Raw genomic sequence first — 14,753 nt, forward strand, 5'->3', positions numbered from 1 at the left:
GTTACCCCCACTCCGCTTCCAGTTCGTCCTCGAACTCGTCGATCTCGTCCTGGGACAGCGAGGCCAGCGTCAGGTCGGACGGGGTGTGCCCACCGCTTCCGCCCGCCGCGGCGTACGCCACGATCCCGGCCAGGGCCGTCCGCCAGTCGTCGGCGAGCTGACGCACGTCACCCTCGTCGAGCAGCCCGGCCGGCCACCGCCACACCGCGGTGAGTCGCGGCCCGTCGGCGCCGTCGACGGTCCAGCTCGTGACCTCGATCGGGTACGCCACGGGCTGCTCCGGGTCCGCGCCGCCGCCGATCCGCGCACCGCCGCCCTGGGCGCCGCCCAGCCGGCCGAGGTGGTTGAACATGATCTGCGGCTCGGCCAGGTCCGCCAGCACGCCCGCGGTCTCGCTGTTCAGGTGTCGAAGCAGGCCGTAGCCGAGGCCGTCGTCGGGTGCGGCCCGCAACTGCTCCTTGACCCGCTTCAGTGCGGTTCCGACGGCCGCACCGCCGTTGCGCACCTGGTCCCACTCCACCGTCCCGGGATCGAGCCGGACTGGAGCCAGGCTCGTGAACCAGCCGACGGTGCGGGACAGGTCGACGCCCGGCACGTGGTCGGCCCGGCCGTGCCGCTCCAGGTCCACCAGCACCGCCGGGTCGTCGCCCAGGCCGCGCCGCTGCCGCCGGCGGGCCACCGCGAGGGCCAGCGCCGCCAGCAGCGCGTCGTCGACCCGGGCGTGGAACAGCGCCGGTACGGCGGTCAGCAGCGGCTCCGTCTGCGCGGCGGTCAGTTCCACCTGCAGGTCCGCGAGGGTGGCGACGGTGTCCCGGGCCGGGTCGAGCGGCCGCCCGGCCAGGGCCGGCTCCGGCTGGTCGAGCAGCTTGGTCCACAGTGGCAGCTCGGCCAGCCGGGCCGGGCTGTGCGCGTCCCGGACCAGGTGCTCCGCCCATTCCCGCAGCGAGGTGCCGACCGGGGTGAGTGGGGGCGACGTGCCGGGCGGGTGGCTGCCAGCGGCGGCCTCACCGGCCGTCCCGTCGGGTGCGGTGGCGTCCAGCGCGGCGGTCAGGTCGGGCAGCAGGATCCGCCAGGAGACGCCGTCGACGGCCAGGTGGTGCACCAGGATCAGCAGCTGGCCCGGCCGGCCGGGGCCGGCGTCGCACCAGACGACGCGCAGCATCCGGCCGGCGACCGGGTCCAGCTCGGCCCGGGCCGCCTCGGCCAGTGCGCTCAGGTCGGGTCCGTCGGCGTCGGTCCCGCCGACCTCGAACCCGTTGTCCGCACTGGCTGGGCCGGTGTCCGTGGCGGGCACGGGCGTGATCAGGTCCGCTGCGGCCACGCTGCCACGTGGACCGATCACCAGCCGCCGCTGCCCGGCCGGGCCGGCCAGCCGCATCCGCAGCGCGTCGTGGTGATCGAGCAGCGCCTGCACCGCGTCGCGCAGCCGGTCGGCGGTCAGTCCGGCCGGCGCGGGCACCACCACGGACTGGTGGAACCCGGTCAGCGAACCGGCCCGGTCCAGCCACCACCGCACGATCGGGGTGAGCGGCAGCTCGCCGATGCCGGCATCGGGATCGGTCGCGGCGCTGCCGGCCGCCTCCCGGGCCACCGTCGCCAGCGCCGCCACGGTCTTGTGGGTGAACACCTCGCGCGGGGTCAGCTCCAGCCCGGCCTGCCGGGCCCGGCTGACCAGCTGGATGGAGACGATGCTGTCCCCGCCGAGGTCGAAGAAGCTGTCGTCGACGCTGACCCGGGGCAGCCCGAGCACCTCGGCGACGAGCCCGGCGAGCAGTTCCTCGCGCGGCGTCGACGGCGCCCGTCCGGCCGCGCTGACCCCGGCGAAGTCGGGGGCCGGCAGGGCCGCCCGGTCGAGCTTGCCGTTGGCGGTCACCGGCAGGCCGGCCAGGGCCACCACCGCCGCCGGCACCATGTACTCGGGCAGCCGCCCGGCGACGTGCTCGCGCAGGACGGTCGCGTCGACCCGCTGCCCGGCGGCCGCCACGACGTACGCGACGAGGCGTTTCACCCCCGGGTGGTCCTCCCGGGCGAGGACCACGCACTGCCCCACCGACGGATGCTCGGCGAGGGTCGCCTCGATCTCGCCCAGTTCGATCCGGAAGCCGCGGATCTTGACCTGGTGGTCGGTCCGGCCCACGTACTCCAGCACCCCGTCGGCCCGCCAGCGCACCACGTCCCCGGTCCGGTACATCCGCTCCCCGCGCGTGACGGACGGGTCCGTGGCGGCCAGCGCGGCGGCGAACGGGTCGGCGACGAACCGCTGCGCGGTGAGCCCGGCCCGGCCCTGGTAGCCGCGGGCCAGTTGCACGCCGGCCAGGTAGAGCTCGCCGGCCACGCCGGGGGGCACCGGCCGGAGGAACGCGTCCAGTACGTACAGCCGGGTGTTCCAGACCGGCGCCCCGATCGGCACGCTCCGCTCCCCCGGCCGGCAGGCCCAGTACGTCACGTCGACCGACGCCTCGGTGGGCCCGTACAGGTTGTGCAGCTCGATGCCGTGCGCGCCGGCCGGGTCGAGGGTGGCGAAGAACCGGTCGGCCAGGTCGGCGGGGAGCGCCTCGCCGCTGCAGATCACCCGGCGCAACCCGGTGCAGTCGGCGGCGGCCGGTTCGGCCAGGAACGCCTGCAGCATCGACGGGACGAAGTGGAGGGTGCTGACCCGCTCGGCGCGGATCAGTCCGGCCAGGTACGCGGGGTCCTTGTGCCCCTCGGGCCGGGCCACCACCAGGGTGGCGCCGACGATGGTGGCCCAGAAGAACTCCCACACCGAGACGTCGAAGCCGGACGGCGTCTTTTGCAGCACCCGGTCGGCCGGGGTGAGCCGGTATTCGTGCTGCATCCACAGCAGCCGGTTGACGATGCCCTGGTGCGGCACCAGCACGCCCTTGGGCCGGCCGGTGGAGCCGGAGGTGTAGATCAGGTACGCCGGGTTGGCCGGGCGCAGCGGCCCGGCCCGGTCGGCGTCGGTCAGCGCGGTCGCGGCGTGTTCCGTCACGGCCTGGCGTACCTCGTCGCTGTCGAGGACCAGGGCGGTGGCGGTGCCGGTGGCCAGCGCGGCGGTGGCCCGGGTGGTGAGCAGCAGGGCGGGCCGGGCGTCGTCGAGCAGGTACGCGATCCGGTCGGCCGGGTAGTCCGGGTCGACCGGCAGGTACGCCGCGCCGGCCTTCAGCACCGCCCAGAGCGCCAGCACCAGCTCCAGTGAGCGGGGCACCGCCACGGCGACGAACCGCTCCGGCCCGGCGCCGTACCCGACCAGCAGCCGGGCCAGCCGGTTGCTCGCCTCGTCCAGCTCGCGGAAGGTCAGGCTGCTCCCCTCGAAGACGACCGCGGTGGCGTCCGGGGTGGCGGCCGCCTGCCGGGCCAGCAGCTGCGGCAGGGTGGCCGGGTCGACCGGCTGCCGGGTGCGGTTCCACTCGACGAGGACCTGCCGGCGTTCCGCCGGGGTGACCGGGTCGAGCCGGCCCACCGGGACGGACGGGTCGGCGGCGATGTCGCTGAGCAGCCGGCACATCCGCTCCAGCAGCGCCCCGGCGGTGTCCGCGTCGATCAGGTCGGGCCGGTACTCCAGCCGCAGCCCCAGCCGGTCACCGGGGACCAGCACCAGAGTGAGCGGGTAGTGGGTGGCGTCGTGCCCGTGCACCCCGCGTACCGCCAGGCCGGTGCCGGCGAGGTCGAGCACGGCGGGGTCGACCGGGTAGTTCTCGAAGACCACCAGGGTGTCGAAGAGTTCGCCGTGCCCGGCCAGACGCTGGATGTCGGGCAGGCCGAGGTGCTGGTGCGGGTGCAGGGCGGCCTGCCGTTCCTGCAACGCGGCGAGCGCGGTGGCCACCGGTTCGGCCGGGTCGAGGCGTACCCGCACCGGCACGGTGTTGATGTAGAGGCCGACCATGGTCTCCACGCCGGGCAGCTCCGCCGGCCGGCCGGCGACGGTGGCGCCGAAGACCACGTCATCGCGGCCGGTGAGGCTGCCCACGAGCACCGCCCAGGCGCCCTGCACGACGGTGTTCAGGGTGACGCCCGCCGCCCGGGCCGTGGCGGTGAGCGCCTCGGTGAGCGCGGCCGGCACCGCACGCAGCAGCTTGGCCGGCGGCACCGGACCCCGCTCGGCGGCCGGCGCCACCAGGGTCGGCTCGGTCAGCCCGGCGAGGGCCGCCCGCCACGCCGCCTCGGCCGCCGGCCGGTCCTGCCGGGCCCGCCAGGCCGGGTACGCCCGCGCGTCGGTGACCGGCGGCAGTCCGTCGGTGCGGCCACCCGCGCGGTACAGCGCGAACAGCTCCCCGGCGAGCACCGGCATCGACCAGCCGTCGAGCAGGATGTGGTGGTTGGTCAGCACCAGCCGGTGCCGCCCGCCGGGCAGCCGGGCCAGGGTGAAGCGCAGCAGCGGCGGCCGGGTCAGGTCGAAGCGTTCGGCCCGGTCGGCGGCGAGCAGCTCGGCGAGCCGGCGGTCCACGTCGGCCGCTGCGATCCCGGTCAGGTCCGGCTCGCGCCAGTCCACCTCGACGCCGTCCAGCACCACCTGCACCGGCCGGCGCAGGTCCCGGTGGGTGAAGCCGGCGCGTAGCCCGGGGTGCCGGTCGAGCAGCGCCTGGGCCGCGGTGCGCAGCCGCGCCGGGTCCAGCTCGCCGTCGAGGTCGAAGACGAACTGCACGGTGTAGATGTCCGGGGTCTGCTCGTCATACGCGGACAGGAACAGCAGCCCCTCCTGCAGTGGGGCGAGCGGCAGCACGTCGGCCAGCGCCGGGTAGCTCCGCTCCAGCCGTTCCACCTCGGCCTGGTCCAGCTCGACCAGGGGCAGGTCCGACGGGGAACGCCCACCGGTGCCCGGGCGGGCGGCGTGTTCGGTGATCGCCTCGAGCGCGGCCAGCCAGCCGTCGGCGAGTTCGCGGACGTCGCCGTCGGTGAGCACCCCGTCCGGCCAGCTCCACTCGGCGGTGAGCCGAGGCCCGTCCGGTCCGTCGACCACCACCGCGTTGATCTCCAGCGGGTGGGCCATCGGCAGCGCGCTCGCCCCACCGGCCGCGACCTCGCCGTCGACCGTCAGCGGCGACCAGTCGGCGCCGTCGTCGGCAGTCAGCCGGCCCAGGTAGTTGAACCCGATCTGCGGCTCGCCGCCCCGTCGGCCGGGCGCCCGCAGCTGTTCCTTCAGGCGTTTCACCGCTCGGCCGGCGGCCGGACCGCCGGCCAGCGCCTCGGCCGGGTCGAGGTCGCCGAGGTCGAGCCGGGCCGGGGCCAGCCGGGTGAACCAGCCGACGGTGCGGGTCAGGTCCAGCCCGTCGACGCCGTCCCGGCCGTGCCCCTCGACGTCCACCAGCAGTCCGGCTCCGGTGCCGGGCCGGTGCCGGCGCCGCCAGTCGGCCACGCTGACCGCCAAGGCGGCCAGCAGCAGGTCGTCGACGCCCGCGTAGAACCGGGGGGCGGCGGTGCGCAGCAACGCCTCGGTGCGGGCCACGGGCAGACCGACGGTCCGGCGGCGGGCCGTCGCCTCGGTGTCGTCCGGGCCGACCGGTCGGCGCCCGAACGGTGGGTCCACGATGGACTCGACCGGCTCGACCGCCGGCCCAGCGCCCGTCGCGTTCCCGGTCGGCGTTGCGGCCGTCACCCGCCGCGCCCAGGTGCGGTACGAGGTCGGGACCGGCGCCAACCGGGCTGGTTCACCCGCGACGCTCGCCGCCACGGCGGTGGCCAGGTCGTCGAGGAGGATCCGCCAGGACACGCCGTCCACGGCGAGGTGGTGGACGGCGAGCACCAGCCAGCCCGGGTGGTCCGCCCCGGCGTCACCCCACACCGCCCGCAGCAGCTGCCCGTCGCCCGGGCGCAGCCCGGCCAGGGCGTCGGCGCGGGCGGCGCCGACCGTGGCGTCGGCGGCCACCCGGCGCAGGCAGTCGGCGGCGGACACCGTGCCCCGCGGCGGCACCGCCAGCCGCCACGCCGTGCCGTCGCGGTGCAGGATCATCCGCAGGGCGTCGTGGTGGTCCAGCAGCGCCTGCAACCCGGCCGCCAGGTCCGCCGCGCGCAGCCCGGCGGGGGTACGCACGACGACGCTCTGCGCCACCCCGTCGACCGGGTGGGCCTCGCCCGCCCGGCCGCGCAGCCAGTCGACGATCGGCGGCAGCGGCACCTCCCCCAGCGCGGCGTCCGGGTCCTCGGTCTCGGCCGAGCCGAGCTCGCCGGCCACCCGGGCCAGGGCGGCCACCGTCCGGTGGGTGAACACCTCGCGCGGGGTGAGCCGCAGCCCGGCCTGCCGGGCCCGGCTGACCAGCTGGATGGAGACGATGCTGTCCCCGCCGAGGTCGAAGAAGCTGTCCTCCGCGCCGACCCCGGGCAGCCCCAGCACCTCGGCGAAGAGCCGGGCGAGCAGCTCCTCGCGCGGGCCGGCCGCGGCCCGGCCGGCGCCGGCCGCCGCGGCGAAGTCCGGGGCGGGCAGGGCGCCGCGGTCCAGCTTGCCGGTGGGGTTCAGCGGCAGCGCGTCCAGCAGCACGAAGGCCGCCGGCACCATGTACTCCGGCAGCGCCGCGGCGATGTGGTCGCGCAGCTGGGCGGGGGTCGGCGGGGTGGCCGGGTCGGCCGGCACCAGGTAACCGACGAGCTGGGCGGTGACCCCGGCGCGGGCGACCACCGCGGCCTGGGCCACGGCCGGGTGGGCCGACAGCACTGACTCGATCTCGCCCAGCTCGATCCGGTAGCCGCGCACCTTGACCTGGTGGTCGATCCGGCCGAGGTAGTCGAGGTGACCGTCCGCCCGCCAGCGCACCAGGTCGCCGGTGCGGTACATCCGGGCGCCGGGCGCGCCGAACGGGTCGGCGACGAACCGCTCGGCGGACAGCCGCGGCCGGTCGAGGTAGCCGCGGGCCAGTCCGGCGCCGGCCAGGTACAGCTCGCCGACGGTGCCGGGCGGCACCGGACGCAGCGCGCTGTCCAGCACGTACACCCGGGTGTTGGTGGTGGGTCGGCCGATCGGCGGGGTGCCGCCGTCGGCGAGGTCCCCGCCGTACCAGGCGGTGGAGTAGACGGTGGCCTCGGTCGGGCCGTAGATGTTCGCCACCCGGGCGCCGGGCAGCGCCGCGCCGATGTCCCGCACCGCCTGGGCCGACAGCGCCTCACCGGCGAGCACCACGAGGTCGGCGTGCGCGTCGACCGCCCCGCCGGCCAGCAGCTGCGCGAAGGCCGACGGGACGGCGCTGATCAGGCTGCCGGACCAGCCGTCGGCCCGCTCGGCGAGGGCGAGCAGGTCGTCGACCACCTCGATCTCGCCGCCGCAGGCGAGCGGGCCGAACATCTCGAACACCGAGACGTCGAAGTTGAGCGAGGTGCTGGCCAGCACCCGGGACAGCGCGGCCGGGCCGATCTCCGCGACCGCCCAGCAGGCCAGGTCGACCGCGTTGTCGTGGCTGACCACCACGCCCTTCGGCCGGCCGGTGGAGCCGGAGGTGTAGATGACGTACGCCGGGTGCGCGCCGCGCAACGGTCGCGGCCGGTCGGCGTCGGTCAGGTCGCCGTCGTCCTGTGCGGCGAGCAGGGCGCGGACGGCGGGCTCGTCGAGGCGCAGCAGCCGGTCGCCGACCGGCAGTCCGGCGCCGGCGCCGTCGACGGTGAGCACCAGCCGGGGGTCCGCGTCGGCCAGCATGAACTCGACCCGGTCCGGCGGGTACCGCAGGTCGACCGGCAGGTACCCGGCACCGGCCTTGAGGACGGCGAGCAGGGCGACCAACATCTCCGCCGACCGGGGCAGCGCCAGCGCGACCAGTTGCTCCGGGCCGGCGCCGCGGGCGACCAGCAGCCGGGCCAGCCGGTTGGCGGCGGCGTTGAGCTGGGCGTACGTCAGGGTGGTCGGCCCGCAGGTGACCGCCGGGGCGTCGGGGGTACGCGCCACCTGCTGCTCGATCAGCGCGGGCAGCCGCACGTCCGGCACCGGCCGGATGGTGTCGTTCCACTCGTGCAGCACCAGCCGCCGTTCGGCGGGGCCGGCCAGGTCGAGCCGGCCGACCGGGGTGTCCGGGTCTTCCGCCGCGGCCCGGGCGAAGGTGTCGAGGAAGGCGGCGACGCGCTGGGCGTGCCCGCTGACCTGCTCGTCGGGGTAGAGGTCTGGGTTGGCGTCCAGGTCCAGCCGGGCGTCGGCGTCGCCGCGCCGGGCGTCGAGCACGAAGGCCAGGTCGTCGACGGGGCCGCCGGCGAGGTTGTGGTCGGTGCCGGTGGCGGCGCCGAACCGGGTTCCGGCTCCGCCGCCGGCGTCGAGCAGGATGTTCACGTGCGGGCCGAGCACCGACGCCCCGGCGGTCAGGCCCAGGTCACGGTGCAGGTCCTCGAAGCGGTAGCGCTGGTGGCGCAGCGCGTCGTGCAGTTCCCGTGAGACGCCGGCGACGAGCGCGCCGAGGGTGGCGTCGGCGCGTACCGCCACGCGCAGGGGCGCGATCGCGGAGACCATGCCGGGGGTGGTCCGCGCCGCGGCGTTCTGCCGGGCGGTCAGCGGCAGGGCGAGCACCACGTCCTCGTTGCCGGTCAGCCCGTGCAGGTAGGCGGCGATCGCGGCCACCACGACCGCCGGCACGGCGACGCCGCGCTCCCGGGCCGCCGCCCGCAGCCGGTCCATGGTGGCCGGTGCCACCGGGGCGGTACGCCGGGTGAGCCGGCGCGGGGTGGCCGGCCGCCGGCCGGCGAGGCTGGCCGGGGTGGGCCGGTCGGCGTACCGCCCGGTCCAGTACCCGCGATCACGGTCGAACCGCTCGCTGGTCCGGTAGGCGGCCTCCGCGTCGGCCAGCGCCCGCAGCGGCCCGAACGACGCCGGCTCCGGCTCGTCGCCGCCGCTGAGCGCGGTGTAGACCGCGGCGACCCGCCGGGCCACCAGGACCATGCCGTACCCGTCCACGGCCAGGTGGTGGTAGCACTGGTACCACAGGGTCCGGTCGTCGGCCAGGCGCAGCAGCGCGTACCGGAACGGCGGCGCCTGGCCCGGGTCGAGCGGCCGGGCGGCGTCGGTGTGCATCCAGTCCAGGGCGGCGCCGAACGGGTCAGCCTCCCCGCGCAGGTCGAGCACCGGCAGCGGCCAGTCGACCGCCGGCGACACCGCCAGCACGGGTCGGCCCTCGACCGGCTCCTCGACCCGGCTGCGCAGGGCCTCGGTGTCGGCGACGGTCCGGCGCAGCGCCGCCTCGAACACCGCGTGGTCGAGCGGGCCGGTCAGGTCGGCGTACTCGGCGAGGAGGTAGATCGGGTTGTCCGGGTCGAGCCGCTGGGCCAGCCAGACCCCGAACTGCGCGGTGGTCAGCGGGCAGTGAACATCCTCGTGGTCGGGCACAGCAGTCCTCCGGAGCTACGGACGTGGTGTGTTCGCGGGGTGGCTGGCTGCTCGGTGGGTGGCGAGCGGGTGGCCGCCCGGCCGGTCGGCGTACGCGCGAACCGGCCGGGCGGGCGGCGGGGTCAGCGGCCCCGGGCGGCGGCCCGGTAGGCGTGGGTGGCCAGGGACGCGCTGACCACCAGCAGCGCGGTGATCAGCAGCAGGGAGGCGGCGACCGGGTGCCGCATCGGCAGGGCGTCGCCGGCCGAGCCCGGGTTGCCGAACAGGTCCCGGCAGGCGGCGACCACGGCGGACAGCGGGTTCCACTCGCACACCGTGCGCAGCCAGCCCGGCAGCCCGTGCAGCGGGATGAACGCGTTGGACAGGAACGTCATCGGCATCACGACGAGGAAGGCCACGGCGCTGACCGCCTCGGCCGAGCGCAGCCGCAGCCCGAGGAGGACCCCGAGCCAGGAGGCGGCGAAGCCGAGCAGCAGCAGCAGCCCGAAGCCGGCGAGCGCCTGCACCGGGCCGGCGTGCGTGCGCCAGCCCATCGCGAAGCCCACCACGGCCATGGCGACGCAGGCGACCACCACCCGGGTGAGGTCGGCCATGGTCCGGGCCAGCGGTACGGCGAGCCCGGCGATCGGCAGCGACCGGAACCGGTCGTCGATGCCGTTGCCCAGGTCGTCGACCACGCCGAGCGCGGTGTGCTGCAGGTTGGTGAGCATCATCTGGGCGAAGATGCCGGCCATCAGGAACTCCCGGTAGCCGCCGCCCTGCACCTCGATGACGCTGCCGAAGAGGTACCCGAAGATCACCACGTACGCGACCGGCATCACGGTCACGCCGAGCAACCGCATCGGCACCCGGGCCAGGTGCCGTAGGTGGCGGCCCACCAGGGCCGAGGTCTCGACGGCGAGGGTGGTCATGCCGCTGCCTCCGGCTTCTCGGCGGTGCTCCGCCCGGTCAGGGAGAGGAAGACGTCGTCCAGGGTCGGCGTGCAGCTGGCGAACGACTCGACGTCGATCCTGGCGCCGTCCAGCGCCGCCGCCACGGCCGCGATGCCGGCCAGCCCGTCGGTCAACGGCAGCCGCAGGCTCGCCTCGTCGTCGTCGGGCACCGGTTGGTGCGCCGTGACGGCGGCGAGGGCGGCGACGGCGGCGGAGCGCTGCCCGCCGTCGCGCAGCCGGATCTGCAGCTGCTCGTCGCCGACCTTGCGCTTCAGCTCGTCGGGGGTGCCCTCGGCGATCACCTTCCCGCCGTCGAGGACCAGGATCCGGTCGGCGAGCTGGTCGGCCTCCTCCAGGTACTGCGTGGTCAGCAGCACCGTGGTGCCGCGGGCCACCTGCTCCCGGACCATCGTCCACAGGGTGCGGCGGTTGGTGAGGTCCAGCCCGGTGGTGGGCTCGTCGAGCACCAGCACCGGCGGGTCGGCGACCAGGCTCGCGGCCAGGTCGAGCCGGCGCCGCATGCCACCGGAGTAGGTCCGGGCGGCCCGGCCGGCGGCGTCGGTGAGCTGGAACCTTTCGAGCAGTTCGTCGGCCCGGGCGCGGGCCGCCCGCCGGCCGAGGTGGTGCAGCACGCCGATCAGGACCAGGTTCTCCCGGCCGGTCAGCAGCTCGTCCACGGCCGCGTACTGGCCGGTGAGACCGACCCGCCGGCGTACCTCGCGCGGCTGCCGGACCACATCGTGTCCGCAGATCCGGGCGGTGCCTCCGTCCGGCGTCAGCAGCGTCGACAGGATCCGCACCATGGTGGTCTTGCCGGCGCCGTTCGGGCCGAGCAGGCCGAGCACGGTGCCCGCCGGCACGGCGAGGTCCACCCCGGCCAGCGCGGTGTGCGTGCCGTAGGTCTTGCGCAGCCCTTCGGCCTCGATCGTCAGGTCCACGTGCCCACCCCCTAGTTCAGTTCGCCAGCGGGAAGAAGTCGGCGATCTCCCGGCCGCCGCCGGCGGCGCGTACCCGGTCGAAGGCCCATGCCCCGACGGCCAGGTCGAGCACGCCGAGGCCGAACGGCGCGAAGATCGCGGCCCGGTCGGGGTCCCGGCGGATCCGGCCGCGCAGCACGTCGGCGATGGTGCCGGCGACGAAGTCGCGGTGCCCGACCCGCTGCTCGGCCAGGTGCAGCGAGGTCCGTTCGCGGACCGCGTGGTCGACGTCGTCGGTGACGTTCTGCGCGGCGAGCACGATCTCCGGCGACAGGTCGCGCAGGGACAGGTGCAGCACCACCGGGTGGTGGGCGAGCAGCGCCGGGTCGTGCAGGTGCGGCTCGCCGGCCACGGTGGCGAGCACCACGAGGTCGGCGGCGAAGGCGTCGGCGGCCTCGGGGACCACCTTGGCCGCGGCCACCCCGTCGGCCTGCACGGTGGCGGCGAACCGCTCGGCCGCCGCCGGGTCGAGATCGAACAGCCGGTACTCGCCGATCTCCCAGTCCAGGTCGCGCAGGAACCGGCGGACGTGCTCGGCGATCAGGCCGGTGCCGATGAAGCCGACGCTGCCGACCCGCCGGCCGCCGACCAGCGCCTCCGCGCCCAGCACCGCGGAGCCCGCGGTCCGGGTCGCCGAGATCAGCGAGGACTCCAGGCAGGCGTACGGGTAGCCGGTGGCCAGGTCGTTGAGCAGCAGCACCGCCGACGCCCGGGGGATGCCGTGCGCGGTGTTCCCGGGGAAGCTGGCGATCCACTTGATGCCGGCCACCTCGAACTCGCCGCCGAGGTAGGCGGGCAGCGCGATGATCCGGTCCCGGGGCAGCTGCGGGAAGCGCAGAAAGCTGCTGTGCGGCAGCGCGCTGGTCGCCTCGTCGTGGGCGAGGTAGCAGCGGCGTACCGCGTCCAGACAGGCCGCCCGGTCCGCCTCGATGGCCGCGGCCACCTCGGCCGCGGTCACCACCGTGAACGGCCGGACGGTCGGTCGGTGCGTCTCGGTCATGCTGTTCCTCTCACACCAGGGCCACGGACTGGCCGCGGTCGCGTTGGGCGACGAACCGGTCGACCCAGTCCGGGTCGTACACGGTGTCGGCGTAACCGGTGCCGCGGTCGGCACACAGGAAGGCGACGGTCGGGCGCGGTCCCCGGTGGTCGGCGAAGTACCGCTCGATCGCGCTGTAGACGCTGCCGGTCGATCCGCCGGTGTACAGCCCGTGCCGCTCGAACAGCTCGTGGCAGCCGCGTACCGCGTCCACCTCGGGCACGATCACCACGTCGTCGATGCTGGCCTTGCCCACCAGCGGCGGCACGATGCTGGAGCCGAGCCCGGGCAGGCGTCGCTTGGCCGGCGGGCCACCGAAGATGACGGACCCCTCGGCATCGACGCCGACCACCCAGGCGTCCGGGTGCAGCCGCTTGAGCCGGGTGGACAGCCCACCGATGGTGCCGCCGGTGCTCACCCCGACGAACAGGTAGTCGATGTGGGGCAGGTCGGCGCAGAGTTCCGCGCCGGTGAGCCGGTCGTGCGCCTCGATCGCGTCCGGATTGGCGTACTGGTTGGGCCAGTAGACCGAGGGCAGCTCCGCCCGCAGCTCCTCCACCCGCCGCAGCCGGGTGGACAGGTACCCGCCCGTCCCGTCCGGCTCGGTGACCTTCTCGACCCGGTCGCAGAGCCGGCGCAGGTACGCCTCGGTGCTGGCGTTGACGTTCGGATCGATCACCGGGACGAAGGTCAGCCCGATCCAGCGGCAGAACGAGGCGAGGGAGATGGCGAAGTTGCCCGACGAGGACTCCACGATGGTGGTCCGCTCGGTGACATCGCCGCGCTCGACCGCCCGCTGCAGGATCCAGTACGCCGAGCGGTCCTTGGAGCTGCCGTTCGGGTTGACGTACTCCAGCTTGGCGAACAGGTCCAGCCGGTCGTGCCGCAGCTGCACCACCGGGGTGCGGGGCATCGCCCGCCCGACCATGGCCAGGCGCGCCAGCAGCGCCTCACGGCTCATGGCTATCACTTCCGCACTGGTCCATCTCGACTACTCCCGGTCCGGCTCGATGAAGGCCCGGCGGCTCAGGTCAGGCACCGGCGGGCGGATGGGAACGCCGCTCACGGTCGGCCACCCGGCTCGGGGTGGGCTCGGATCGAGGTCGGGGACGGCTAGCAGCCGGCTCGAGCCGCCGGTCAGGCCGCGGGCGGGCGGCCGGGCCGAAGGGGGCGGGCGGTCGGGCCGGGGTCGGCCGCCGGGCCACCGCCGTCGAGCCACGGTCGATCCCGGTTCGAGGGTGGCCGGGCAGGCTGGTTCCCGTGCGACACCGGCGGCCGCCACGAGAGGCCGTCCGGGCCGGAAACCGACCGGAGTCCGGCCAGGGTCGCACCGCGGCAGGGCGTGGACGCGGACCAGGCGTCGACGATCTCGGTCCCGGCACTCGACGACTCCCCGGACACACCCGCGGGGTTGACGCGGCCCGCCCTGCTGCCAGTCCGGCCCGGACCGCCCGTCCGGGGCTTCCCCCTTCGGCCCCGGACGGCGCGAACCGGCGCCGCCCGGCACCCGACGCCCTGCAGGGCGGCGGACGCCGGGCGGCGCCGGGCGGTCGGCGGTGGCTCAGGGACAGCGGATCACCTGACCGGCGTACGTCAGCCCGCCACCGAACCCGAGCAGCAGCACCGGCGCGCCACTGGGCACCTCCCGCCGCTCCACCAGCTTCGCCAGGGCGATCGGGGTGCTCGCCGACGAGGTGTTCCCGGACGACACGATGTCCCGGGCGATCACGGCCTGCTCGGCCCCGAGCTCCCGGGCGATCGCGTTGATGATGCGCAGGTTCGCCTGGTGCGGCACGAATCCAGCCAGCTCCGCCGGTTTGATGCCGGCCCGCAGGCAGGCCTCCTCCGCGATCGGCGCGAGCGCGGTGGTGGCCCAGTGGAACACGGTCGCGCCGTCCTGCTCGATCCGCGCCGAGCGGCCCTCGATCCGGATCGCCGGCCCGCGCTGGGCGGACCCGCCCCACACCACCGGGCCGATGCCCGGGTCGTCGTCCCCGACCAGCACCGCCGCGCCGGCGCCGTCCCCGAACAGGATGCAGGTGCTGCGGTCCTGCCAGTCGATCCAGTCGGTGAGCCGCTCCGACCCGATCACCACGGCCGTGCCGGCGGCGCCGGCGCGGATGGCGTGGTCGGCGGTGGCCAGCGCGTACGAGAAGCCGGAGCAGGCGGTGTTGATGTCGTACGCCGCCTGCCCGGCCATCTCCAGGCTCGCCGCCACCCGGCTCGCCACGTTCGGCACCCGGTCGATGGACGTGCAGGTGGCGACGACCACCAGGTCCACCTCGGCGGGCATGATGCCGGCCGCGCCGAGCGCCTTGCCGGCGGCGGCGGAGGCCATGTCGGCCACCGACTGGTCCTCCGCGATGTGCCGCTGCTGGATGCCGACCCGGCTGCGGATCCACGCGTCGTCGGTGTCGACCAGTTGGGTGAGCTGCTCGTTGGTGAGTACCCGCGGCGGTTGGTAGTAGCCGAGCCCGGCGATGCGGGATCCCTGCCAGGTGCGCACTGTCATCTCC

6 protein-coding genes are annotated in these 14,753 nt (G+C 75.7%); all 6 read right to left on the minus strand.

Features of this window, described 5'->3' with window-relative positions; translation table 11 throughout:
• Window position 1: 1 nt before the first annotated feature.
• Window positions 2-9,289, minus strand: a complete 9,288-nt coding sequence (locus tag ACFYML_RS14270) for an amino acid adenylation domain-containing protein (protein ID WP_387421004.1) — start codon at window positions 9,287-9,289, stop codon at window positions 2-4.
• A gap of 122 nt (window positions 9,290-9,411) precedes the next feature.
• Complete coding sequence (locus tag ACFYML_RS14275; protein WP_387421005.1) at window positions 9,412-10,200, minus strand: ABC transporter permease; 789 nt, start codon at window positions 10,198-10,200, stop codon at window positions 9,412-9,414.
• Window positions 10,197-11,159 (minus strand): ATP-binding cassette domain-containing protein, encoded by a 963-nt coding sequence (locus ACFYML_RS14280; RefSeq protein ID WP_387421006.1) that lies wholly within the window; start codon window positions 11,157-11,159, stop codon window positions 10,197-10,199. Before ACFYML_RS14280 ends, ACFYML_RS14275 begins: the two co-directional genes overlap by 4 nt.
• A gap of 16 nt (window positions 11,160-11,175) precedes the next feature.
• The gene (gene sbnB, locus ACFYML_RS14285; protein ID WP_387421007.1) at window positions 11,176-12,198 is read right to left on the minus strand and encodes a 2,3-diaminopropionate biosynthesis protein SbnB; all 1,023 of its coding nucleotides are present in this window, start codon (window positions 12,196-12,198) and stop codon (window positions 11,176-11,178) included.
• 10 nt (window positions 12,199-12,208) lie between these two features.
• Window positions 12,209-13,198, minus strand: coding sequence for a 2,3-diaminopropionate biosynthesis protein SbnA (gene sbnA, locus ACFYML_RS14290; protein WP_387421008.1), 990 nt, complete (start codon window positions 13,196-13,198; stop codon window positions 12,209-12,211).
• A gap of 600 nt (window positions 13,199-13,798) precedes the next feature.
• Window positions 13,799-14,743, minus strand: a complete 945-nt coding sequence (locus ACFYML_RS14295; protein ID WP_387421009.1) for a beta-ketoacyl-ACP synthase 3 — start codon at window positions 14,741-14,743, stop codon at window positions 13,799-13,801.
• Between the last annotated feature and the right edge of the window lie 10 nt (window positions 14,744-14,753).

It is taken from the genome of Micromonospora sp. NPDC007230 (assembly GCF_042869115.1).
Classification (GTDB): Bacteria; Actinomycetota; Actinomycetes; order Mycobacteriales; family Micromonosporaceae; genus Micromonospora.

Coding starts and splice junctions, on each gene's coding strand:
- sbnB (WP_387421007.1), bottom strand. CDS start 12,198: ATGACCGAGACGCACCGACCGACCGTCCGGCCGTTCACGGTGGTGACC.
- ACFYML_RS14275 (WP_387421005.1), bottom strand. CDS start 10,200: ATGACCACCCTCGCCGTCGAGACCTCGGCCCTGGTGGGCCGCCACCTA.
- sbnA (WP_387421008.1), bottom strand. CDS start 13,198: ATGAGCCGTGAGGCGCTGCTGGCGCGCCTGGCCATGGTCGGGCGGGCG.